24 protein-coding genes and 1 pseudogene are annotated in these 22,195 nt (G+C 70.2%); 8 read left to right on the top strand and 17 right to left on the bottom strand.

Annotated features, from left to right (window positions below; all coding sequences use genetic code 11):
- The first annotated feature begins 16 nt into the window (after window positions 1–16).
- On the top strand, window positions 17–433 hold the full coding sequence (tnpA, locus tag P3T29_RS29785; protein ID WP_280719791.1) for an IS200/IS605 family transposase: 417 nt from the start codon (window positions 17–19) through the stop codon (window positions 431–433).
- 82 nt (window positions 434–515) lie between these two features.
- Here the strand turns inward: tnpA and P3T29_RS29780 are convergent.
- Window positions 516–1,297: pseudogene (locus P3T29_RS29780) on the bottom strand (IS701 family transposase); the annotation flags it as partial.
- Between the two features lie 157 nt (window positions 1,298–1,454).
- On the opposite strand from P3T29_RS29780, the gene P3T29_RS29775 reads away from it, so the two are divergent.
- Window positions 1,455–2,156: a hypothetical protein gene (locus P3T29_RS29775; protein WP_280719789.1), complete on the top strand. Its 702-nt coding sequence runs from the start codon at window positions 1,455–1,457 to the stop codon at window positions 2,154–2,156.
- Window positions 2,157–2,206: 50 nt separating this feature from the next.
- Here P3T29_RS29775 and P3T29_RS29770 read toward each other — a convergent pair whose 3' ends face one another.
- Window positions 2,207–2,629, bottom strand: a complete 423-nt coding sequence (locus P3T29_RS29770; protein WP_280719788.1) for a transposase family protein — start codon at window positions 2,627–2,629, stop codon at window positions 2,207–2,209.
- Between the two features lie 376 nt (window positions 2,630–3,005).
- Window positions 3,006–3,734, bottom strand: coding sequence for a class I SAM-dependent methyltransferase (locus P3T29_RS29765; protein ID WP_280719787.1), 729 nt, complete (start codon window positions 3,732–3,734; stop codon window positions 3,006–3,008).
- Between the two features lie 941 nt (window positions 3,735–4,675).
- Here P3T29_RS29765 and P3T29_RS29760 point away from each other — a divergent pair.
- On the top strand, window positions 4,676–5,485 hold the full coding sequence (locus P3T29_RS29760) for an IS5 family transposase (RefSeq protein WP_280719786.1): 810 nt from the start codon (window positions 4,676–4,678) through the stop codon (window positions 5,483–5,485).
- Here the strand turns inward: P3T29_RS29760 and P3T29_RS29755 are convergent.
- From P3T29_RS29755 to P3T29_RS29745, 3 genes are all read right to left on the bottom strand, one after another.
- A complete protein-coding gene (locus P3T29_RS29755; RefSeq protein ID WP_280719785.1) occupies window positions 5,463–5,954 on the bottom strand; it encodes a hypothetical protein in 492 nt (163 codons plus the stop codon). The two genes, P3T29_RS29760 and P3T29_RS29755, sit on opposite strands and share 23 nt — an antisense overlap.
- Before the next feature lie 17 nt (window positions 5,955–5,971).
- A complete protein-coding gene (locus P3T29_RS29750) occupies window positions 5,972–7,858 on the bottom strand; it encodes a hypothetical protein (RefSeq protein ID WP_280719784.1) in 1,887 nt (628 codons plus the stop codon).
- A 290-nt stretch (window positions 7,859–8,148) separates the two neighbouring features.
- On the bottom strand, window positions 8,149–8,532 hold the full coding sequence (locus P3T29_RS29745) for a hypothetical protein (RefSeq protein WP_280719783.1): 384 nt from the start codon (window positions 8,530–8,532) through the stop codon (window positions 8,149–8,151).
- A gap of 439 nt (window positions 8,533–8,971) precedes the next feature.
- Here P3T29_RS29745 and P3T29_RS29740 point away from each other — a divergent pair, with 439 nt between their 5' ends.
- Window positions 8,972–10,276 (top strand): IS3 family transposase, encoded by a 1,305-nt coding sequence (locus tag P3T29_RS29740; RefSeq protein WP_280719782.1) that lies wholly within the window; start codon window positions 8,972–8,974, stop codon window positions 10,274–10,276.
- A 143-nt stretch (window positions 10,277–10,419) separates the two neighbouring features.
- On the opposite strand, the gene P3T29_RS29735 is transcribed toward P3T29_RS29740, so the two are convergent.
- The 4 genes from P3T29_RS29735 to P3T29_RS29720 all read right to left on the bottom strand — a co-directional run bounded on the left by P3T29_RS29735 (window position 10,420) and on the right by P3T29_RS29720 (window position 15,278).
- A complete protein-coding gene (locus P3T29_RS29735) occupies window positions 10,420–11,319 on the bottom strand; it encodes a hypothetical protein (RefSeq protein WP_280719781.1) in 900 nt (299 codons plus the stop codon).
- Window positions 11,310–11,849, bottom strand: coding sequence for a hypothetical protein (locus P3T29_RS29730; RefSeq protein WP_280719780.1), 540 nt, complete (start codon window positions 11,847–11,849; stop codon window positions 11,310–11,312). Before P3T29_RS29730 ends, P3T29_RS29735 begins: the two co-directional genes overlap by 10 nt.
- Before the next feature lie 1,543 nt (window positions 11,850–13,392).
- Window positions 13,393–14,448, bottom strand: coding sequence for a threonine/serine dehydratase (locus P3T29_RS29725; RefSeq protein ID WP_280719779.1), 1,056 nt, complete (start codon window positions 14,446–14,448; stop codon window positions 13,393–13,395).
- A gap of 26 nt (window positions 14,449–14,474) precedes the next feature.
- Window positions 14,475–15,278 carry a proline hydroxylase gene (locus P3T29_RS29720; RefSeq protein WP_280719778.1) on the bottom strand — a complete coding sequence of 268 codons (804 nt, stop codon included), beginning with the start codon at window positions 15,276–15,278 and terminating at the stop codon, window positions 14,475–14,477.
- 62 nt (window positions 15,279–15,340) lie between these two features.
- Here P3T29_RS29720 and P3T29_RS29715 point away from each other — a divergent pair, with 62 nt between their 5' ends.
- From P3T29_RS29715 to P3T29_RS29700, 4 genes are read left to right on the top strand one after another with little or no spacing between them, the layout of a single operon-like run.
- Entirely contained in the window at window positions 15,341–16,009 is a 669-nt protein-coding gene (locus tag P3T29_RS29715) for a TetR/AcrR family transcriptional regulator C-terminal domain-containing protein (RefSeq protein ID WP_280719777.1), read from the top strand.
- Window positions 16,006–16,233 carry a hypothetical protein gene (locus tag P3T29_RS29710; protein WP_280719776.1) on the top strand — a complete coding sequence of 76 codons (228 nt, stop codon included), beginning with the start codon at window positions 16,006–16,008 and terminating at the stop codon, window positions 16,231–16,233. Before P3T29_RS29715 ends, P3T29_RS29710 begins: the two co-directional genes overlap by 4 nt.
- A 6-nt stretch (window positions 16,234–16,239) precedes the next feature.
- Window positions 16,240–16,497 carry a hypothetical protein gene (locus P3T29_RS29705; protein ID WP_280719775.1) on the top strand — a complete coding sequence of 86 codons (258 nt, stop codon included), beginning with the start codon at window positions 16,240–16,242 and terminating at the stop codon, window positions 16,495–16,497.
- Window positions 16,494–17,135, top strand: a complete 642-nt coding sequence (locus P3T29_RS29700; RefSeq protein WP_280719774.1) for a hypothetical protein — start codon at window positions 16,494–16,496, stop codon at window positions 17,133–17,135. Before P3T29_RS29705 ends, P3T29_RS29700 begins: the two co-directional genes overlap by 4 nt.
- 377 nt (window positions 17,136–17,512) lie before the next feature.
- On the opposite strand, the gene P3T29_RS29695 is transcribed toward P3T29_RS29700, so the two are convergent.
- From P3T29_RS29695 to P3T29_RS29665, 7 genes are all read right to left on the bottom strand, one after another.
- Window positions 17,513–18,064, bottom strand: a complete 552-nt coding sequence (locus P3T29_RS29695) for an isochorismatase family protein (protein ID WP_280719773.1) — start codon at window positions 18,062–18,064, stop codon at window positions 17,513–17,515.
- The gene (locus tag P3T29_RS29690; protein WP_280719772.1) at window positions 18,061–19,497 is read right to left on the bottom strand and encodes an MFS transporter; all 1,437 of its coding nucleotides are present in this window, start codon (window positions 19,495–19,497) and stop codon (window positions 18,061–18,063) included. Before P3T29_RS29690 ends, P3T29_RS29695 begins: the two co-directional genes overlap by 4 nt.
- 22 nt (window positions 19,498–19,519) lie before the next feature.
- A complete protein-coding gene (locus P3T29_RS29685; RefSeq protein WP_280719771.1) occupies window positions 19,520–19,978 on the bottom strand; it encodes a MarR family transcriptional regulator in 459 nt (152 codons plus the stop codon).
- Between the two features lie 54 nt (window positions 19,979–20,032).
- Window positions 20,033–20,689 carry a glyoxalase gene (locus P3T29_RS29680; RefSeq protein ID WP_280719770.1) on the bottom strand — a complete coding sequence of 219 codons (657 nt, stop codon included), beginning with the start codon at window positions 20,687–20,689 and terminating at the stop codon, window positions 20,033–20,035.
- Between the two features lie 5 nt (window positions 20,690–20,694).
- A complete protein-coding gene (locus tag P3T29_RS29675) occupies window positions 20,695–21,216 on the bottom strand; it encodes an AraC family transcriptional regulator (protein ID WP_280719769.1) in 522 nt (173 codons plus the stop codon).
- Window positions 21,217–21,340: 124 nt separating this feature from the next.
- On the bottom strand, window positions 21,341–21,751 hold the full coding sequence (locus tag P3T29_RS29670; protein ID WP_280719768.1) for a VOC family protein: 411 nt from the start codon (window positions 21,749–21,751) through the stop codon (window positions 21,341–21,343).
- Between the two features lie 152 nt (window positions 21,752–21,903).
- Window positions 21,904–22,038 (bottom strand): hypothetical protein, encoded by a 135-nt coding sequence (locus P3T29_RS29665; protein ID WP_280719767.1) that lies wholly within the window; start codon window positions 22,036–22,038, stop codon window positions 21,904–21,906.
- Between the last annotated feature and the right edge of the window lie 157 nt (window positions 22,039–22,195).

Below are 22,195 nucleotides of genomic sequence, written 5' to 3'. Positions count from 1 at the left end.
GTACTACAGTTGGTTTATGGCTGAGTATCAGGAGATCCGTACAGGCAGGCACTGTGCGTTCGTGCTTCACGCGCACTTGGTTTTCGTGACAAAGTTTCGGCACAAGGTGTTCAACGGCGACCACCTCACACGCATGGAAGAGATCATGCGGGTCGTCGCAGACGACTTCGAGTGCGAGATCGTGGAGTTCAACGGCGAGAACAACCACGTCCACCTGTTGGTCAACTTTCCACCGAAGGTCGCCCTGTCCAAGCTGGTCAACAGCCTCAAGGGCGTCAGCTCCCGGCGGATGCGCCAGGAGTTCCCGGAACTGGTCCGCCACTACTGGCGCGCACAGAAGCTATGGTCCGGCTCGTACTTCGCTGGCTCGGTCGGCGGCGCGCCGATCAGCGTGCTCCGCCAGTACATCGAGCAGCAGAACCGACCGGCCTAGACCCTGCGCGGAGCGCGCTCCGGCGCTCCGCGCCTACGGGCCAAGGATTCGCTTCACCACCGGGCTAAAGCCCGATGCACTGCGAATAGTCCTGGTAGCGGAGCCCCTTCGCTCCGGCTCCGGCGCTCTGTCGGTGCCAGGCGGCATCGGGCAGGCGGTCGGCGACGGTGTCGGCTCGGATGGCAGTGCGACCGTGGTTGATCCGCACCCGGGTGCTGCAGGCGACGGCCAGGACGTAGCCGATCCCGCGGGACTCCAACAGGGTCCGCAGACCCGGGTCTTGGCCGTAGACCTCGTCGCCGGTCGCCCACGAGGCGGTGACCCGGCATCCAGCGCTGCCGCGATCATCTGCCCGGCCAAAGTGGGCTTGGTCGCGAACTCCGCCTGGTCGGGGACGCCCGCGCGGGTGCGACGCTCGGCGTCCTCGCACCAGGCCTGCTGGGGAAGGTAGAGCCGGCGATCGATCAAGGCCCGTCCGTGGCGGGAGGCGTAGGCGAGGAACACGCCGACCTGGCTGTTCTCGATCCGCCCGGCCGTGCCGGTGTACTGACGCTGCACGCCCGCCGAACCGCGGCCCTTCTTCAAGAACCCGGTCTCGTCGACGATCAGCACGCCGTCGTCGGCGTCGAGATGCTCGACGACGTAGGCACGGACGTCGTCGCGGACGTCATCAGCGTCCCAGCGGGCGGTTCGCAGCAGCCGCTGCATCGGCCCGGGACGGGCGTGGCCGGCCTGTTCGGCCAGCCGCCAGCAGTTTTTCCGCTCGACACCGGACAGCAGTCCGAGCACGAAGGCGCGGGCCGTGGCGCGCGGCTCCACCCGCTTGAACCGGCCCGCGATCCGGGCCATAGCCTGTTCGAACATTGCCCGCCAGCGGGCAGCGTCTATGCTGTGGCCCGCGGCCACCACGCGATCTTCAGGAGTCGACACAACCCCCGATGATCACGCGGTGGCCGTTCCAGATCTCAACCGGGGTCCGACGCAAGATCGAGAAGTCAGACCCGAGCATTAGGATGCGGCGGTGAACACCAGGAGCATGGGACCGGAGGCGGGCGTTCCCGCATGGGAGATCGAGGTCGGGGAGCAGCCGCTGGACCGGCCGGCAGCCAACTCGATCGGGGGCTGGCCGTTCCTTGACGCGGATCAGGAGTGGCCGAGCTGCGGCTGCGGCGAGCGGATGGCACTCTTCTTCCAGTTGGACCTGCCGCCCGAGATCGCCCACTTCGGCGGTGACCACCTGCTCGTCTTCCACTGCCGCGCGCACAACGATGCCAGCAACCCGCCTGTGGACGCCGATCGCCTCGCGTCGCGGTTCTGGGACGCGCCGCAGCTGTCGCTACCCGGACCGTTCTGGCGCACCCTGCTGCAGCGTGGGCCCGCTTCGGCGACGAAGCCCGAACCCCACGTGCGCGCACTGCCCTTGACGCTGCGTCCGTTCATCGACGAGCCCGTGCGGCCGGGGTACGGTGCCATGCTCTTCAAGGTCGGCGGGTTGCCGTCCTGGGCGCAGGGCCCCGAGTTGTACGAGTGCGCGTGCGGCGCCGAGTTGGTGTATCTGTGCCAGGTGCCCGAGAACCTGACTTTCCTCACCCACCCCGGCGCGCCCGCGCAGCCGTACGGTGACCGGGACGGCTACCAGCTCTTCCTCGGCAACGAGGTCTACTTCCTGGCCTGCCCGCAGCGGTGCGATCCGGCCGCGATCTGGCCGGTGAACCAGAACTGACCCGGGACCGGCAGCCAGCCCCGGAGCTGGCGCAGCGTAGGGACTTGCCGTCAACGGACAGTCCGCGCAGCCCCGGCGCTCGCCGGCCGACGGTCGGTGAGCCATCTCCCCACCGCCTGGTCCAGGGCGCCGCCGTCAATGCGGGCGAGCAGTCGGCGGACAGTTGCCTCCGACGGCACCAGCCGCCGGGGCAGCACCGGATCGGCCCGCACGCCGAGCCGTTCCAGCACATGCGGCGGCGCGTCCGCGATCCATTCGCCGACCGCCAGCAGTGAGGTCGCCCCGGTCAGCACCGCGCACGCTGTCAGCGCGAGCACGACGGCCAGGGCATGGCGGACGCCGCGTGGATCGCGAGGATCTGGCACCTGGGCAAGTCGCTCCAGCAGACCGGGTACCTCCCTGGGCACGATGTCGGGCTGCTCGCGGAGTTGGCCGAGAGCAGGCGGGATCGGCAATGATGCGTCGGCAGGCACGGTCTTCCAGGTGGGTCACAGGGCGTAGAGAACTCATCCATGGTCTTGGAAGCCGTGCCTGTCGCCGTCGGCCCGGTGAACTGATGGGAGAGATCAACCAGTGTCGGTGGAGTTGGTTTGCACCGTGCAGGGCATTCAGGATGTGCGGCCAGGCGACGGCCCCCAGAGCTGCATCCTCCGCGTCGGTCCCCCGTAGCGGAGCAGCACGGTGGGAAGCCCGGTTGCCGCCCGACGGTCTCTCTGTGTCTGTGCGGCGGGCAGAGAGGGCCAGGTCCGGTCGTCTCCGCCGGCTGCCAGGACGAGCTCGGCCGCCGTGTTCTCCACGGGGACCAACGGATGCAACTGCGATGAGCGTGCCGGGGGCTCTGGCCAGGAATCAGACCCGCCGCATCCGGTAGACGCAGGTCCGGTAGGGCATCTCGACGCTGTCGCGGCCGGCCAGGGCCGGGTCGGTGACGACCAACTCGCCGATCTCCCGGTCCAAGCGGGCCTGCTCGGCGGCGTCGGCGGTCAGGTAGGAGGAGCGGGACCGCACCAGGTCGATCAGCCGGTCCGTCGGGACGGTCACGGTGTGCTCGGTCAAGCCACGTTCGGGTTCGGTGAACCATGGCGTCACCGGCCCGTACTGCCAGGCACTTTCCAGGCCGTATCCCTCGTTGCCGACGATGCCGGAAAGCGCGGCCACCCACGGGGTCCGATCGTCACGGATGTTCCACATCGCAGCGAAGACGCCGTCCTTGCGCAGTACCCGGTGAATCTGCGGCAGCGCGTGCTGCGGAGTGAACCAGTGGTATGCCTGCCCGACCACGACGGCGTCGACGGACTCATCCGGCAACGGGATGTCCTCGGCGCTGCCGGCGAGCACCTGCGTGCCCGGGTGGCGTTCGGCGGCCACGGCGCGCATCTGCTCGTCGGGCTCGACCGCGATCACATCGTGGCCGACGGCGCGCAATACACCGGCCAGCAGCCCGGTGCCCGCCCCCAGATCCAGGACACGCACCGGCTTGGCGCCGATGGCCCAGGCGACCGCCCGCACCGGGTAGGTGGGCCGGATCGAGTCGTACAGGCGGGCGGCGGAACCAAAGGACAGCGCGGAGCTGGACATACTTGTGAGCGTACCCAGATCCGGGTCGGCGGTGCGGGCGTGGCGGCAGCCAAAGCACGCACCGATGGCCGCGTGCCCCGTCACCCGAGCGGTTGGCGTTGGGGCACCAGCACAACCTGCACCCACCTGGAACGACCCCTCACCCCGACTCTGCCGAAGCCCCGCGCCCCGGGGGCTGTCCCACGGGTGGGACGGGCCGGGCGGCGGCCGGACAGGGAGCCGATGGCCCTTCCTCGGGACAACCGATCGTTGTTTCGCTTTGCCGTGCCTCAGGTGCCCCACCCGTCACCCGAGACGCTCCAGGGCCCCCTGACGCCTGTTCAGGGCCCGGATCGATCACGGGGACCGATCCGCACCGACCGGCCCACCGAAACCGCCGCAAGACGCATACGATCAGGCGTCAGCGCACCTTGCTCCTCCAAGACAAGCAGCCGCGCCACCACCTGCTCCCGCAGCGCCAACGCCGAGACACCGATGCCACACCGACAGGTCCGGCCGCCGCAGCACCCGCGCTGCGGCGGCCGGACCTGCACCAATAGTCCAGACTCTCAGATCACCGACAGTTACGTCCTGCCTGGCGTGCCGGTCCCCTGGCCGTATGAAGGATTTACCGCTGGGCCGGGACGGGCAGTCGAGGGTTGAGCTGGTCTGTGCGGGCCGCTGTCCCGCTGAGAAGCCGTTGTCGTACCGATCACGGGGGTTGCGGATCGAACGGGAGTCCCGTTCGGGTGATCGCGGGGCGGTGGACGCATGAAGGCAGGGCCTCCGGTGCAGCTCGTGGGTGTTGAAGCCTGAGATGCACCAGGGAGGCCCTGTTGTCGAAGTTGTATGCCATCGCGCCGGAACAGTTCAACTCGACTCGCCCGCGGTGTGATTGCCTCGCGCATGTGTACGGGAACGCGGGCGATCGTCCGGATCGCTTCCGGTCCTACGACTCCGATATGACGGACACGGAGTGGGCGGCGGTGCGCGACCTGCTGCCGGTCCCGGCATGGCTGGAGGGCAGGGGCGGTCAGCCCGAGGGCTACTGCCACCGGCAGATGATCGACGCGGTGCGCTACCTGGTCGACAACGGGTGCAAGTGGCGGTCCGTGCCGGCCGACTTCCCCGCCTGGGACCGCGTTTACGCGTTCTACCGCCGCTGGCGCGACACGGGACTGATCGCGGAGTTCCACAACCGGCTGCGCGGGCGGGTGCGCGAGAGCGAGGGCCGCAGCGCGGAGCCGACCGCCGCGATCATCGACTCGCAGTCCGTCAAGGCTGCCGCCTCCGTACCGGCGGCCTCACGGGGCTTCGATGGCGGCAAGTTGGTCAACGGGCGCAAGCGGCACGTCATCGTGGACTGCCTTGGCCTGCTGTTGATGGTGCTGGTGACTGCGGCCGATGTCACCGACCGCGACGCGGCCTGCGGCATGCTCGAACGCCTCCGCTCCCGGTATCGCACGATCACCCTGGTGTGGGCCGACGGCGGCTACACCGGACGCCTGGTCGCCTGGGCCAAGGAGACGCTCCGGCTCACCCTGGAAGTCGTCAAACGCAGCGACGACGTCTCCGGGTTCGTGGTGCTGCCGAGACGGTGGGTAGTAGAGAGAACGCTGAGCTGGCTGATGCGTTCACGACGGCTGGCCCGCGACTACGAGACCCTGCCCGCCAGCAGCGAAGCCCTTGCCCTGTGGTCGATGACCATGCTCATGGGACGCCGCCTGGCCCGCCACCGGACCCGGCAGGTCACCCGCCCGCGCGCCGCGTGAACACCCCGGGACGCTCCTGGACCAGCCAGCCCCGCTCGATGAGCCGATTCGCCTTGGACCGCAGCCCCTCGACCTTCGCCGGCGTCAAATCCAGCCCCAGCCGCCCGGCCAGCTCCTTCGCACGCAGACCCACTCCGCCCGGCTCCGCCTCCAGCACGCCCAACAGCCTCTGGTAGTCCGGCGCGAGGGCCGCCACCGTCAACCCCTCCCGCCAAGGCGGCACCACCGACCCGGCCACCGGCACTTTCGCCACCACCGGCACCGGCACCGGCCGCACCGGCTCCTCCACCTGCGGCCCCGGCTCGGCCAGCGCCTCGGCCAATTCGACCCGGGCGATCACCCGCCGCTCCAGCACCGCCTCGGCCTCCCGCAACGCGGCCAGTACCCGCTCCGCCTGCTCGCGCAGCTCCTCCACTCGAACCTGCGCAGCCGACTCTCGCGCCTCCAACAAGCCCATGACCGAAGCCACCAGCCACCTCCGTGCCATCAGGACCAACCTGTCGGCCCGACTATTCCTCGACAGCACGCAGACCACGCCTGACCAGCGGAAACCAAACGATCATGTTCGGAAAGACAACGACTTCTGAGGCCGTCCCCGACCGGCGCGAAGACGAACCTCTGGGTGGGATCACCGGCGTTGCACGGTCCCATGTATGCCTTCGGAGGGTTGCCGGGAACCAGCTGGACGCACCGGCCCTCGTGTCCGATCAGAACCAATCCGTTGACCAGGGGCATCAGGTGGAATGACCCGGAGCCCGCCGGTACTAGGTTCACGTTAGAGGCGGGGTTCCGGAACCACCATCCGCCGCCGGGCTGTGGTACCGGGACCCAAATGCCTCGCGGATTCCCGGGAGGCACGCCTAGGTAGGTCTTGGTCGTCGGGTCGTACCCGAGCGCATTCCCGTTGACGTCGAGTATTTCCTCGTCCACGGTCGGGTCCAGGACCGGGAGCGTTCCGGTTGCGGACGGCACCCCGGCGAAGCTCTGGGGCTCTTCCCGGTGGGATGTCGTGTCGTAGCGCCAGATTTCGGCGTCGTCCAGCGCGTTGAGCGCGTCGTCGATTCCGACGAAGGTGAACGCCTTGAAGCACTTCGTGTTGCCGCAGTAGGCCCCGGTGCCGGCGGAGGCCGATACGACTCCCAGGGCTGTCACCTGGCTGCTCGGGGTTCCTGAGGTGGTTCCGTTGTTCGCCCCGAGAATGACGGGGCCGCCACTGTCTCCGCGCCGGGCGACATAGCCGCCGCGCGACTTCGCCCTCCAGCCCTTTGTATACAGTGTCGGTTGGTTCTTCATGCCAACGCCGTTGTAGTAGTCCTCTCGCTCGATGATCTGGATGTTGCAGGTCTCGCCGGACCTGGCGCCGTCGTTGCAGACCCAGTCGCCCACCTTCGGCTTTTGCGCTGCGACCACGGTGGTCTTGTGCTGGCTGCTGGCCGGTGAGTTCTGCGCACCCCCACGCCAGAGGGTGGGGCTGAACACCGTCCCGGTCTTCGGGTATATCGCGGCCACGTCGACCCCGCCGTTATTACTCGAGATCGGTGAGGCCAGGGTCCCGAACGGCTTGTCCGGATGGTCGATGGTGCTGCGGTTGTCGTTGGAGTCGGGGAAGCAGTGGGCCGCGGTGAGCATCGCGTTCCGACCGTGGTAGTCGATGTTGAACGCGGTGGAGCAGATCGGGGTGACCATCGCCGCCCCTCCCGCGGTCGGGTCGTTGGCCCGTGAGTCGTCGGCCAGGACGTCGCCGATCTGTCCACCGCCGGTGACCGTGACGGGAACGTCCACCGATCCGATGGCCTGCCGTGCCCGTGCCGCCTGGGTGTCGTCTCCCACGACCGACAGATGCAGCCCGCTTCCGTCCTGCGGGTCGCTGATCGAGTCGTAGGCGATCCCGGCGGAGCCGATCCGTTGCGCGACCAGGGCTGAGGCCCGGTCGGCGGCGGCGGCCGTGTAGGAGGCCGGCTTCACCACGACCGGTGTGCTGCTGTGCGCGATGACCGCCTCGGCAGCCGACGTGAGCGCGCCGTGCCAGTACAGGGTGACGTGCCCGTCCTCGGGCGCCACGACCACTCCGGCCAGCGCCTGCTGGTCGCCCTGGCCGGGCGAGTCCTCCAGCGCCTGCGCGGTGGCGTCCATCCGGTGCTGCACCGCATTCAGTTGTTCCCACGAGGTGAACGGGGCAGGGACGGAAGCGGCGCTCGCGGTCGGGTCGGCCGTCGCACCGAAGGCAGCTGCCGGCGCGGCCAGGCCCGCCACGAGGACCGCCGCCGTGGCGGCGGCGAGAGCCGGCCTACGGCCGCGGCGCCAAGCGCCGGGCCAGGGCCGAAGCGACGCGCCACTGAGCTCCACAGCCAGTTTTCGTGCCTGGTTTTTCATCAATTTTCCTATCAGTCAGCATGATTGCGCTTCACTGGGCGCAGACGCTCGTCGAGTGCGTCCTCGTGTACCCGTCGGCTCGACCGGGCGTCACCGTGCGGGCGAGCACGGGCTGAGTCCGGATGGTTTCGTCACCCCTTGCACTGCCAAGAGGCCCTGCTTCTCTTCACGCAGTTATCGGCGAACCGGCCTACCTCGCTGAGAGAGCTGTGGACCAGCGCTCACGGGCACTCAGGCCCACGCTTGAAAGGTAGGACAAGCTCAAGCTCCCGCCCGGGGGCGGCAGTCTCTCAGCGGACGGTCACGGTGATCGGCGCGGAGGTCCGGTCCGTCACCAGGCGGCCGCCGCGCGACACGAGCAGCCGGGACCGGAACTGCTCCTGCCCCTTGCGGTCGGCCCGCGCGTTCAGCACCAGCTGCCGGCCCGCCTTCGGCGAGCAGGCAAGCTGCCGCCAGGCCCCCGCGCCTATCCGCTCGTCGATGCAGACGTACGTGACGCGCGCCGCGTCATCGTCGCCCCGGGCCGTCACGTGGACACTCTGCCCGACGTGCCGCGTGTGGGCATTGACGGAGATCGACAGGTCCGACTTCGCGGAGGCGGTGCCGGCCGCGATCCCGACCAGCCCTGCTGCCACCGCTGCGGTGGCGACGGTACGGCGAAGCGTGATGTTCATGGTTCCCCCCAGGCATCCAAGACGCGTGCGCGCGTCACTGAAGAGCAATACGCGGCAGCGGCCCACCCGGTTGCAGCAACTCCACAGCAAACTCCCAGGATTCCCACCCACGACACACCGGCCCGACGAGAGCACGGCGCAAGACGACCACCGGAGCCAGGCCACAAGCCGGGACCCGGCGGGCGGGCGAAGGGCGCCGGCCTCGGTGTTTCATCACGCCACTGTTGATCGGTGACTGTTTGTCACGGCATGGGAAACCCGGCTTCGACAGTCTGCGAGCACACGATCGGGTCTGACCGGTTGTCTCCGCTGGGATGAGAGGTGACCCCCGCGATGTGGACACACCTGACAATGGATCTTGTAGGTCCAGGAAGGTGAAGATCCACGTGGCAAGGCCATCGAAGTACAGTCCGGAGTTCAGAGCCGACGCGGTCGCGTTGTGGCAGGCGTCGGCGGGCAGGCGGACTTCAAGTCGGTCGCGGACGACCCGAACATCAACCACGAGACGCTGCGCACGTGGGTGCGTGAGGCCGAGGGGTTGCGGCCCAGGGCAGGCCGCAGGCCGAGGGGCCGATGCGGAGCTGGTCCGCCTGCGTGCGGAGAACGCGCGTCTGTTGAAGGCGGAGAAGGAGTGGCAGCTGGAGCGCGAGATCCTGCGCCGGGCAGCCGCCTATTTTGCCAAGGAGATGAAGTGATGCCCCGCCGCTGGGACTTCATCTCCGCCCACGCCGGCGAGTTCGGCGTGAAGCGGCTGTGCCGGGTGATGGAGGTCTCCCGCTCCGGCTACCACCGGTGGCAGGCCGGCGCCGAGGCCCGTGCCGAGCGCCGCAGCGAGGAGGACGCCCTGGTGGCCGAGATCCGCGAGATCCACGGCGAGCACAAGGAGACCTACGGCGCCCGGCGGGTGCACGCCGAACTGCGCGGCTTCGGGCACACGGTCAACCGCAAACGGGTGACCCGGCTGATGCGCGAGCGCGGCATCGTCGGCCGCCATCTGCGGCGCCGCAAGCGCACCACGGTCCCCGACCCCGTCGCGCCTCCCGCCCCGGACCTGATGGGCCGCGACTTCACCGCCGCCGCGCTCGATGAACGTTGGTGCGGCGACATCACCTATATCCAGGTTGGCGGCAGCTGGCTCTACCTCGCCTCCGTGATCGACATGTGCTCGCGCCGGGTGGTCGGCTGGTCGATGGCCCCGCACATGCGCGCCGGCCTGGTTGTGGACGCGCTGGAGGCAGCTGTCGCAGCCCGGGGCAGGGACGTCAGCGGGGTGATCTTCCACAGCGACAGGGGCTCGCAATACACCTCGGCCGCGTTCGCCGGGGTCCGCGACCGGCATGGGGTTCGCAGGAGCATGGGCCTGGTCGGTTCGAGCTACGACAACGCCCTGGCCGAGAGTCCGTGGCAGGGGCTGAAGCGAGAGGTGATGCATAGGAAGCTGTTCTTGACGATGAGTCAGGCGAGGCTGGAGATATTCCAGTGGCTGACGTACTACAACGCCCGGAGGCGGCACAGCTCGCTCGCCTGTCTCCCCTGGAGTTCGAACAGCAGCACCACACGCAGGCTAAACTCTCACTCGCAGCATGAACCCCTGTGTCCACGTTCCGGGGGTCACCTCAAACCTCAGGCTTGCTCCCGTCGGGCCCGCAGCGCGCCGGCCACCGTGTTCGGGAACTCCTGGTGCGGGGCGGCCAGCTGCCACACCTGCTTGACGGTCGCGGCCTTCAGCACGCCCAGCACCTGAAGGATCTCGTGGCGCAGCGGGCCGGTGGATCCGTTCGGGTAGGCCCTCGCGCGGACGAACGCGGTGCGCTTCTTCGGCGTCTTCGCCTGCGCCTGGCCGGTCGGGCCGGGCAGGCAGGCAGGCAGGCAGGCAGGTCAAGTTGGTCAGCGGTAGGCCGGGAGGCCCTGGTCGGCGGAGATCAGGGTTGGGGCGGCCGAACCGTCGGCGGGGAAGGTGGCGATGCCGTCGGGTGTACGGGCGGCGATGATGGCGCCGTCCCGGGATATCGCCGGCTCGGTGTAGTCGACGGTCGCGTTCGGGGTGAGGTCCTTGGTGGGATCCTTGCTGTCCAGGTGTTGCTCGAAGATGTGGGCGTGCCCGCCGACCGAACGGACGAAGACCAGTTCCTTCTCGTCGGCGGAGAGCGCCGGCTGGGAGCCGGGGGTGAGCACGCTGCCGACCGGGCCGTGGCTGTTGTTCTCGAGGCAGATGTTGCCGGTCTGCGTGTTGGTGTAGACGACGCTGCCGTGCGGGCCGCCGGCGTTCGGCCAGGTGTTGGCGGTCTGCGGCACCTCGGGTTGGCCGAGCTTGCGGGGGACTCCCAGGGACAGCGTAGTCGGGGTGAAGTCGCCAGCGTTGGCGGGAACGGTCTCCAGGGTGGTGAAGCCGCCCGCGCCGGAGACGAAGACGATGTTCTGCTGCGGCTTGGTCGGGTCGATCTTCTCGGGGTCCGCGAATACCCAGGCCGGGTGGGACCAGGTCTGCCCGGGGATGTGCTTGGCGAGGATCACCCGTCTGCTGCCGTCCGGGTGTGCGGTGGCAAGGTCGCCGTCGCCGTCGATGAAGACGGCCTTGCTGCCGTCCGGGTTCCAGGTGAGGTCATGGACGGCGGTGCCGAAGTCCACCCGGGTGCCGTTCATCAGGACGTACCGGGTACCGTCGCTGATGGTCAGCTTGCTGTGCGCGGTGCCGTTCATGGCCGGGGGCTCGGTGGTGGTGTCTTCTGGGCCGCACCCACAGACGGCCAGGATTGCGACCGTGGTGAAGGCAGCGGCTACGTGCATGCGTCGCATCGCGAGGGTTCCCCTTCCGGGAAGTCATGCGGCCAGCCCGGATTCGGGGAGACGGGGTCGGATCTTCCACCCGGGAGCCAAATCCGAGCCGAGACGCGGCATGTGACGTACCAGCGAAGCAATTGGTTCCCAGGCTCACGAGAGTGATCGCCGTTCGACAGCTCCGCGTGCCGCCGTTGCACCCGCTCGTCCTCAAGCTCGGCACCGGTGGGCAGGACCGCTTTGGTCGTGGGTTTCGCCACGTCGCCCCACCCGAAGTGGTCGCCATCGAGGAGGATGCCGTCCTGGGTCGCCGTCAGGACGCCGAAGGAGAGCGACTTGCCGCAGCGCATCGCGTGCACGGCGTCCTGCAGCCGCGACTTCGCCACCGTCTCACGCAGCTGCATGCCCGCGGCCCGCGCGTCTCTGTTCAGCTCGCACGGGTCTTGGCGAATGCCGTGGCGGAAGAACTCCCGCGCCAGTGTGAAATCCGGCATTTCCGCTATGTAGAACGTGGCCGACTGCCCGTCGTCCAACGTCACCGTGTAGGTCTCGACGTACCGGGCGGAGACCGATCCGATGTCCTTCTCGAAGACGACGGTGAGCCGCAGCGCGCGTCGCAGCTCCGCAATGTCGCTCCACCGCCATGGTTTCTCCCTGACTGACCCGACCCACCGACGGTCAGAGCCCCGGAACCCTGCCCCTTGGGTTCCGGGGCTCTGACCGTCGGATCCCCGGCGCCCCGGCGCCGCCCCGGGCTGCCGTCGGCGAGGGTCTGTGCGGCTACCGGTGGGAAGTCCCGGACAGGAAGCGTTAGTTGATGACTATCGTGAAGAGTGAGAGCGTGGTGGTGAAGCGAGTGCTGTTCGGCTACCCCCAGTCGACGGCGCGGACACCGTCGCCGACGACAGTCGCGGCTACGACGGCGCGAAATCGCGCGACGGCAGGAAGCGCCACATTCTGACCGATATGTTGGGCCTGCTGCTGGAAGCCGGCGTCACCCCCGCGAACGTGCACGACTCGATGGCCGCTCCGGACCTGCTGGCGGTTCATGGCCGTGCCGGACCGGCTGTTGAAACTGGTCTGGGCCGACAGCGCCTACCAAGGCCAGGCCCTCGCGCAGGCTTTCGCCCGCCACGGGGTGAAAGGCGAGGTGGTGCGGCGAAGCGACGGGCAGCGAGGCTTTGTGGTCCTCGCACAGCGTTGGTCAACACCGCCCAGCAGATCGGCGGGTCGATCGGGACAGCCGTGTCGGGCCGGGGTCGCCGGGGACGTCCGGGTCGGAGGATGCGGCGTGGACCCGCCGGACGGCCGAGGGCTCGGCCGGCTCCCTCGCCAGGATGCTCCTCAGGTCGGCGGGTTCCATCAGTTCGAGCCTGGCCAAGCAGGCCTGCGCGGTGGTGGCGGCCTCCGAAGGCAGCCTGGCAGCCACGGCCGCTGAACGCTGGCGTGCCCCGGCCGTCCGGTCGGGGCACGCGCGGGTGCGGGCTACTCTCCGGACACCTGCCGGAGCACCACCATGGCTTCCTTGGCCAGCACCTTCAACTCCCTGGTGATGGGATCACCCTCCTTGGCCCCGTCGACGGCGGTCACGAGAGCCCGAGCAGGGGGACTACTGACGAATCCGAGGTCCTCTGCCTGACTCGTCCCGGACAATGCCTGGCTGGGGTCGTTCTGTGGCACGGCTTGGTTCCTTCCGTACGGGGACTATCTGGGAGGCCACTTCCCTCGCAGGACTGGTGTAGTCGCAAGTTCACTCTGACGGGGGTTCTTGTCGATTGTTTGCTGGTGTGAAGCTGGTCGGCCCGGTCGGCCAGGTCCTTCCGAGGGCCCTTCTCCGACCTACGACGAACCCGTCGTACCGCAGGCGGTCTCCGGGGAAAGCCCCACATAGTCGGCAGCGCCCGGGCTGATCTTGGGCCATGACATAGAGGGTGGGCTGGCCGCCGAGAGACGGCCGGTTTGCTGGTGCGGACATGTGGTGTGACAGCTCGGCGCGTGAACTCCTGTCAGGCCGACGCGAAGGCGCGAGGGCAGAGCGCACGAACTCACAGTTCGTCCGGCCGCCCCCTTCGGACTTGACGGTCAGCTCTCGCCGGCGTGATTGACGAGCCGGCCGGGGTCAGTGTTGGCACCGCACAGCACCACGGCGACCTTCTCGCCGTTACCGGGCCGGTAGCCGTGGTTCCGGCCGACCGGCCGGGTCGGCCGGCCCCGGTCCGGCGCGTGGCTCGCCGGAGCGGTCAAGGCGGCCAGCGCCACCGCGGCGCCGTGTTCCACGGCCACCCTGCGGTGGTCCCACAGCGCCTGGCGGGCGCGGATGATCTCGTCGTCCCGCACCAGGACCGAGTGGACGGCGTCCTGTTGGGCGGCGTGCAGGGCCATGGCGGACGTGCGGCGGGCGCCGAGGGAGTCGGCGGCGATCGAGTCCACCGTGACATCGACCGGGCGGCCGGCCTCCAGGGCGGCGTTCAGGGCACGGCAGTTCTCCGGTTCGACTGCGACGACGCGGATGCCGTGGTGCTGGGCGGCGGTGGCGATGCCGGCGAACAGGCCGCCGCCGCCGACCGCGACCACCACGGTGTCCAGGCCGGGGAGCTGGGCCCGGATCTCCTGAAGCAGGGTGCCCGCGCCGGCGGCGATCAGCGGGTGGTCGTAGGCGTGCGAGGCGAGGGCGCCGGTGGCGGCCGCGAAGTCCTCGCACGCGGCCAGGGCCTCGGCGTACTCGGCGCCGGTCAGGCGGACGTCCGCATCGTACGAGCGGAGCTTGGCGACCTTCACCGCTGGGGCGGTGGCGGGGAGGAACACCGTGGCGGTGACGCCCTGCTGCTGGGCGGCCCACGCGCACGCGAGCCCTGCGTTGCCGCCCGACGCGATGGTCACCCCGACGTCGGGCAGCGTGCCGGCGTCGCGGTGGGCCTGGATGAAGTTCTGCGCACCGCGAGCCTTGAAGGAGCCGGTGTGCTGCATGAACTCCAGGGCGAGGTAGACCTCGCAGGGCTCGGGCTCGCGGTCGTCCAATGGGTCGCGGTGGGCGGTGCGGATCGCCCCGGGGTCGACCGGGGCGAGGGTGACGGGGCGGACGCGTCCGGCAATGCGGTCGGCGGCGGCCTTGATGTCGCCGTACGTGAGCTGGTGCACGAGGTTGCTCCTTGGCTGCGCGGTGGTCAGGACCAGGCGATGAGCTGGCCCGTGGTGGTCAGGGCGAGGAAGACGGAGAAGGCGATCCGCCGCCCGCCGGGGTTGGGTTCGACGGCGTGGAAGTTGGCCGGGTCGAACAGCAGCGCGTCGCCGGGCTGTGGCCGCAGGCTGACCCGCTGGCAGTGCTCGACGGTCTCGGGCCGGTAGCCGTACGCCTCGCGGTGAAGCTCGTCGGCCGGCTCCCAGCGGTGACGCCACACGGTGGTCGCGCCGCCCGTGTCCGGGACGGACACCCAGACGTTGAACGCGAGCTGGGCGACGACCTCCTGGTCGAACAGCCCGGCGGGGAACTCCCGGGTGATCGAGTCGTAGTGGACCAGCGCGCCCGCGTTGATCTCGCGCAGGGTGCCGCCGAAGACCGCCCGGCCGCAGATGGTGGCCGGGGCAACGGCCGCGCCCCAGGCGGAGCCGAGCCGGGCCAGTGCGATGGCAATCGGGTCCGGGCGCAGCCCGGCCCGGTGCCAGGCCGTCCGGGCGGTCTCCGCGTCGTGCCAGTAGCGCCTCGCATTCAGCGTGCCGGGGCTGTCGCGGTAGTCATTGAGGGCCGGGCCGAACCGGACGATCGGGGTTGGCACCCGGGCGGGGTGGTAGTCGGCGGTGGGCAGCCTGTGCAGCGCGGCGAGTGCGCTGGTGCGGGTCGACCGGTCGAGGAAGTCGGGGACGCGGACGGCGGCGAGGGTGCCGGCGGCGAGGTTGGCCAGGTGCCGGTCGGTGAAGGCCGCGCTGTCCACCGAGGTGAACAGCGGGTCGAGCGCCGTGGTGCGGGGCATGTCGCCTCCGTAGGGAGAGGGAAGCCTAGCGTGACGATACGCCGTACCGTACGCTGACTCGCATGCCAAGGCAATCCACTTCCCTGGACCTCGCGACTCCCGAACGGATCGCGGAGCAAGCCCTGCTGATCGTGGATCAGGAGGGGCACACCGCGCTCAGCTTCCGCACCCTGGCCGCCGCGCTGGACATCTCCGTCGCCTCCCTCCAGCGTCGGTGCACCGATCTGGCCGGACTGCTGGACCTGGTCACCGACCACCTGGCGGCCCAGCTTCCGGACATCGCGCCGGGCACCGACTGGGCGGGCGCCACCGAGGGGCGGTTCGCCGCGCTGTACGAGCTGCTGACAGCCCATCCGGGCCTGGTCGCCCTGCGCGGCGGCCGCCCCTGGCTCGGCCCGCAGCTGCTGAAGCGCCTGGTCGAGCCGCAGCTCGCCGACAGCATCGCGGCGGGCATGACACCCGAGGAGGCGATCACCGCCTACCGGCGGATGTACCTGCTCACCCTCGGCAGCGCGAGCTTCGTCGACCACCGCGACCCGAAGGCCGCCCGGGCCGCCACCCGCACCGCGCTGGCCGCGCTCGACCCCGAGGAGTTCCCGGTACTGACGGGGCACCTCGTCGCCGTCCTGCCCGCCGTGACCGACCACGAGGTCTACTTCGGGGCGCTCCGCCAGCTCATCCACGCCGCCGACCGGGCCCGGGCCGGCCTGCACGGAGGAACCGTCCGGTGACCAGCATCCCCGCCGGAGCCCCCGCCGCGCAGGACCCGATGCTCCACGGCATCAACGCCGCCCAGCGCCTGATCGCAGCCTTGGCCCTCCACGGCCTCAAGCTGGCGTCGGTCCGCGGCGGCTACCCCGTCCGGAACCGGGGATTCGTCGAGCTCGGCGGCTGCACCGCCGAAGTGGCCGACGCCCTGGCCACCGTGCTCGAAGAGGCACACGAGGGGAAGTAGACCGAGGTGGACAGCACTCTCACCACGTATCTCGGCCTCACCGCGTGGCCGGAGCTGATCCACGAGCGGCCCGCCGTCCTCCATCCGCAGCCGCCCCGGCAGCACGGGCAGCCCGGCCTGCCCGTGCCCGCCGCCGACGGCCGGTCCAGCCCGCAGCAGCCGGACGGCTGGGACCGCCCCTACCCCGGCTGGGCCGCCGTACTCGAACCGGACGGGCAGCAACGGCCGGGGACCTTCGGGTCCGCTGATAGATTCCTGCGATGAGCGAACAACTTCCCAGCGGCGGAATCGAGTTGTCACCCCACGAGACCGAAGCCCTGCACGCCAGGTGGTCGTCCTGCTGGACCCCGGTCGAGATCGCGCAGCAGCTGGCCGGGATCGGCACGCCCTGGTACGTGGCCGCGGGCTGGGCGCTGGACCTGTTCCACGGCAGACAGACCCGCGCTCACGGGGACATCGAGATCGCGATTCCGGCCGCGAGCTTTCCCGAGGTCCGCCGGCGCTTCCCCGGATACGTCTTCGACGCGGCGGGCAGCGGCCGGATCTGGGAGGACGCCGCACCGGAGGTGCTGGCCGCCGTCCATCAGACCTGGCTCCGCGATCCCGTCACCGGCGACTACCTGCTCGACGTGTTCCGCGAACCGCACGACGGCGACACCTGGATCTACCGGCGCGATGAGAGTGTCCGGCTTCCCTACCGCGACATCATCCACTACACCGAGGACGGCATCCCGTACCTGGCACCCGAACTGGTCCTGCTCTTCAAGGCCAAACACACCCGCCGCAAGGACCAGGCGGACTTCGACACGACCGTCCCGCACCTGACCCCGGCCCAGCGCGAGACCCTGGCCGAACTGCTCGCCTGCCTCCACCCGGACCATCCCTGGCTCGCGGACCTGTAGCCCCCGCTCCGGTCGGTTCCCGACCCGACTGTCGCCGGTTCGCCGAGGAACCCGGCCCGCTGCCGACCGGCTGTGATCGCCGCCCTCGCCTTCCCGTGCGGCCCTTGCACAGGGAACCGCCGCGTACTCCGGGCCGGTGGCCCGGAGTACGCGGCGGCGGGTGCGCGTCATACGTGTAGCCGTGAACTCCTGCTGTCCTGCGGGCCGACGGCTGACGGGGTGGTTCAGCCCTCGCCGATCACGTTGGTCTCGGAGAGGGGGAAGCAGCTGGGCGTCTGCTTGGTGAGCGAGATCTCCAGGTTCCCGACGGTGCTCGGGTGGAGCGCCTCCTTGGGGGTGTTGTCATTGAGCAGCAGGCTTTCGCCGTGCGGGGCAAGTCAGAGGAGCACGAGGATCTCGTCGGTGGTGCCCGTCTCGCCGAGCCTGGGGAAGATGTGGGCGACCGAGTTGTCATGGGTCGCCGGGTTGAGGTCGGTGACCGCGTCGGTCGCCACGGTGACGTTCAGGCCGTGCTCGTGGGCCTGGCGCGCGGTCGATTCCACGCCGATGCTGGTGGCCACCCCGACGACGACCACCTGGGTGACGCCGAGGGCGTCGAGGTACCCGGCCAGGTCGGTGTTCTGGAACGCGCCCCAGGTGTACTTGGTGACGGTCTTGTCCCCGGGCTGCTGGTCGAGCTCGGGCAGCAGGTCGGTCCAGTTGTCGGGGAGTGCGCTCCGCCCGGCGACGCCCTGCTCGGTGCGGCCGGGGGCGCCGCCGGCGACGTTGACCAGCACCACGGGCAGCTTCCGGGCGCGGAAGGCGTCGGCGAGCCTGGCCGCGTTGGCCACGACGCTCTCGAAGGGGTGGACGGTCGGCAGCGCGGCCAGCCCGGCTTGCAGGTCGACGACGATCAGGGCGGTGGTGGGGTCCAGCGTGGTGACGGTCATGGCTGCTCCTTGAGCGGGATGGACGGGCGGGTCCGCAGGGTGCGGTCGGCGACGGTCAGCAGGACCAGGACGACGCTGACGCCGACCATGATCCAGGCGATCAGGTGCACGCCCTGGTCCGAGACCCGGGTGTGGAAGACGATGCCGGTGATGGCGGAGGCGGCGATCGAGCCGAGGTAGCCGAAGGTCCGCAACAGGCCGGAGGCGGTGCCGAGTTGTTCGGCGGGCGCCTGGCCGTAGAGGGCGATCTGGTTGCCTGCGGCGGCGGCGCCCATGGCGATGCCGAAGACGAGGGTGACCACGACGACCCAGCCGATCCAGGCCGAGGTGCCGAGCAGCAGGACCCCGGCCGAGCCGAGGAGGCAGGCCAGGGCCGCGGCGATCACCGGGCCGCGCACCAGGTTCCGCCGGGAGACGGGCGAGATCACCAGACCGGAGACGAGGGTCATGGGCAGCAGCAGGAGTCCGGCTTCGGTCTCGGACAGGCCGCGGACGGTCTGGACCCACTGCGTGATGCCGTAGAGCACGACGTAGACGCAGATCAGGACCAGTCCGAAGCGGAGGTAGGTGCTGGTCAGCGCGCGGTTGCGGGCGAGCAGGCGCAGGTCGAGGAAGGGGGTGCGGGCCCGCAGCTCCCACAGCGCCAGGGCGGCCCACAGCACGGCGGACATCGCCAGGAGGTACCAGCGGGCGGTGGGCAGCTCGAACAGGAACAGCAGCAGGGTGATCATCGCGGTGGCGAACCCGGCGATGCCGATGACGTCCAGGTCGGCCGCGATGCCACGGAGGCGGCGGGTGCGGTCCGGCGGGCCGTCGGGTGGGACCCAGGCCAGCGTCGCGGCCAGCGCGGCCAGGGCGACCGGCACGTTGACGAGGAAGACGGCCCGCCAGCCCAGCGCGCCCACCAGCACCCCGCCGAGCGGCAGGCCGAGCGAGGCGGTGGCGATGGCGGCGATCTGCAGACCGCCCAGCACCGTGCCCGGCGGCTTGTCCAGGCCGGACTCCTGGGCGCGGCGGCGGATCAGCAGCATGGCGGTGGGGTAGGCGCACGAGGTGCCCAGGCCGATCAGCACGCGGCTGACCAGCAGGGTGAGGAGGTTCTGGGCGAAGCCGCCGAGGAGTCCTCCGGCGACGACGAACGCGATACCGGCCAGGAACACCCGCCGGGGGCCGAACACCTCGGCGGCCTTGCCCGCGGTGGGCTGCGCTATCGCGCTGGCCAGGTACAGGGCCGTGACCAGCGCGGCCGTCCGCCCGACCGGCACGCCCAGGCCGTGGGCGATCGGGACGAGGGCGGTGGCGATCAGTGAGCTGTTGACGGGGTTGAGCGCGGAGCCGAGGAACAGCGGTGTGGTGAACCGCCACGAGAACGGGCGCCCGGACGGTGTCCCGACCACCGCCGGGGCACTGGTCGAGGACCTTGGGGAGGGCATCAGAGTCTCCCGTCCGTCGTGCTCACAGGCGCTGGGCGAGGCGTTCGAGCAGCCGGGCGGCGGCATCCAGGGTCGCGATCTCCTCGTCGGTGAACGACTCCGCCAGCACCCCGGCGACCCGGTCGACGAGCGCGCTGCGGCCCGAACCGATCGCGGCCTGACCGGCGGGGGTGAGGCTGAGGATCATGCGGCGCCCGTCGGCGGAGTCCGCCTGCCGCGCGACCAGGCCGCGCTGTTCGAGGCCGGCGATCGTGGCACCCATCGCCTGCGGGGTGATCTGCTCGCGCCGGGCCAGCTCCGCCGTCGTGGCGGGACCGAGCCGGTCCAGCCGCGCCAGGGCGGTCAGCTGAGGGACGGTCAGGTCCCCCTCGGACATCGTCTCCTGGGTGCGCCGCCTGAAGGCCCCGATACCCACCCGCAACCGGGTGGCGGTCTCGCGGACCGCGGCGTCCTGCGCGGCCGGCTTCTGCACGTCGTTCATGTTTAGAACATTAGCCTTCCAAACATGAACTTGTAAACCCAGCCTTCTAAAAGTTCAGGACGCGGTGGCCTCCCAGGCGAACCCGTCCGGGTCGGTGAAGGTGCCGGTGGTGCCGCCGAGGACGATGCGGTGCGAGCCGGTGCCGTCGACGGGGACGCCGAGGTCCTTGGCGAGGGCGCGGCGCTTGTACAGCGCCAGCTTGAGCGGGCCGGGCTGACCGGGGCCGGCCTGGCCGGGGGCGAACTCGGTGTACTTGCCGCCGAAGCTCCTGGCGACGGTCAGGCCGCGGTCGACGTAGAACTGCTTGGTGGCCTTCACGTCCTCGACGCCGAGCAGCAGGACGACGTCGTCGATCTCGCGGGTGGCGGGGCCGGTGTCCTTCTTCGCCGAGGTCGCGATCTTCCAGATCGTGCCGTCCGGGGCCTGGACGACGCCGCCGTAGCCCCACAGGGACTTCGCGGCGGGCTTCAGCACCGTGGCGCCGGCGTCCACGGCGTCGCCGACGAAGCCGTCGACGGTGGCCGGCCCGGACACCGTGAGCGCCAGGGTGAAGCCGCGGAATCCGGCGGAGTGCGCCTCGGACGCCCGCAGGTGCAGGTACGCGTCCACGCCGAAGGCGCGGTAGAAGCGGCGGGCGGCCCCGGGGTCGGCCACCTCGAGGGTGACGGACGCGAGGGACGTGTGGGCTGTGGTGGAAGCGGTGGTTGCCATGACCATCACGCTAGGCACTGCCCGGCGGCCGGGGCTTCTCGTTTCCTGACCGGTCTCGAGACCTGCTTCGCCACGCACGCCGGCATCCCCTCCACGTTGATCGCCGTACCCGCACCGCGCGCCGTACCCGCAGCATCGCCATGGTCGGCCGCAGCCGCAGCCGCCTCGCGCCGGAAGGCCCCGGGCGGCGTGCCGACCAGCTCGGTGAAGCGGGTGGTGAACGTGCCCAGCGACGCGCAGCCGACCTCGAAGCAGATCTCGGTGACGCTGAGGTCGCCCCGCCGCAGCAACGCCGTCGCCCGCTCGATGCGACGCGTCATCAGGTACGCGTACACCGACTCGCCGTACGCGGCCCGGAACTGCCGGCTCAGGTGCCCGGCGGACATGTTCACATCGAGGGCGAGCGCCTCCACGTTCAGCGGCTGCGCGTACTCCCGGTCGATCCGGTCGCGGACGCGGCGCAGCCGCGCGAGATCAGCCAGGCGCTGCGCCTGGACGCGCGCACGCCGCCATTCGGGGTCACACACGGAACCTCTCCCCTCTCCCTCTCTCATCTTCCGTTCCCCTTTCCGGCAACGTCTTCGAGCGTCCGGGGTGCCCGCCTCGACGGGTACCCCGGACGCTCGGTGATGCGGACCGGACCCGACCGGTTCAGCGCAGCTCCTGGATGCGGATCAGGTTGCCCGCAGGGTCGCGGAACGCGCAGTCGCGGATGCCGTACGGCTGCTCGGTCGGCTCCTGGACGACCTCGGTGTCACCGGCCTGCACCTTCTCGAACGTGGCGTCGAGGTCCGGGGTGGCCAGCAGAATCCAGCCGTAGGTGCCCTTGGCCATCATCTCGGTGATCGTGCGGCGCTCGTCCTCGGTGATGCCGGGATCGGCGGCGGGCGGCGCCAGCAGGATCGACGTGCCGGGCTGACCGACCGGGCCGACCGTGATCCAGCGCATCCTGCCCTGCCCGACATCGCTGCGGACCTCGAAGCCGAGGACGTCGCGGTAGAAGGCGACCGACGCGTCCGGGTCGTCGTGCGGAAGAGCGGTGGTGTGAATGGTGATGTCCATGCAGAGCAGGCTAGAGGCGACTCCATGAACCGCGCTTCTCGAATCCTGACCGCTCCGCAACGTCTGCTCGGTGCGGCCCCTCGAGTCCGGCTGCCCGAGTTCCCAGGCGACCTGTTGGTCCGGCTTCTGCCCGGTCGCGGCGGGTGGGGCGATCACGTAGGCCGGCAGCTGTTGGCGCCTGTGCGCTCGTCCAGCGGCGGGACCAGGATCGTGTTGAGGCGCCGCTCCTCCTCGAGCCGGGCGGGCTCGATCCGAAGCGCCGGGCCGCGCTGGGGAGATCGACCCATGGTGGTGCCCGGCCTTCCACCACGGCAGGACCGAGCAGGATCGGGGGCGGGCTCGATCCTCGTGCTTGTCCGACGGACGGTCCGGCGGATTCGGACGTCGCGTTTCACGCCGAAAGGCACCGCGCGGTACGCGCGGTGCCTTTCGGCGGACGTGGTC

Origin of the sequence: Kitasatospora sp. MAP5-34 (genome assembly GCF_029894335.1) — a bacterium.
Classification (GTDB): Bacteria; Actinomycetota; Actinomycetes; order Streptomycetales; family Streptomycetaceae; genus Kitasatospora.
The sequence above is the reverse complement of the archived record's forward strand: the minus strand, read 5'-3'. Positions and strand labels throughout refer to the sequence as shown.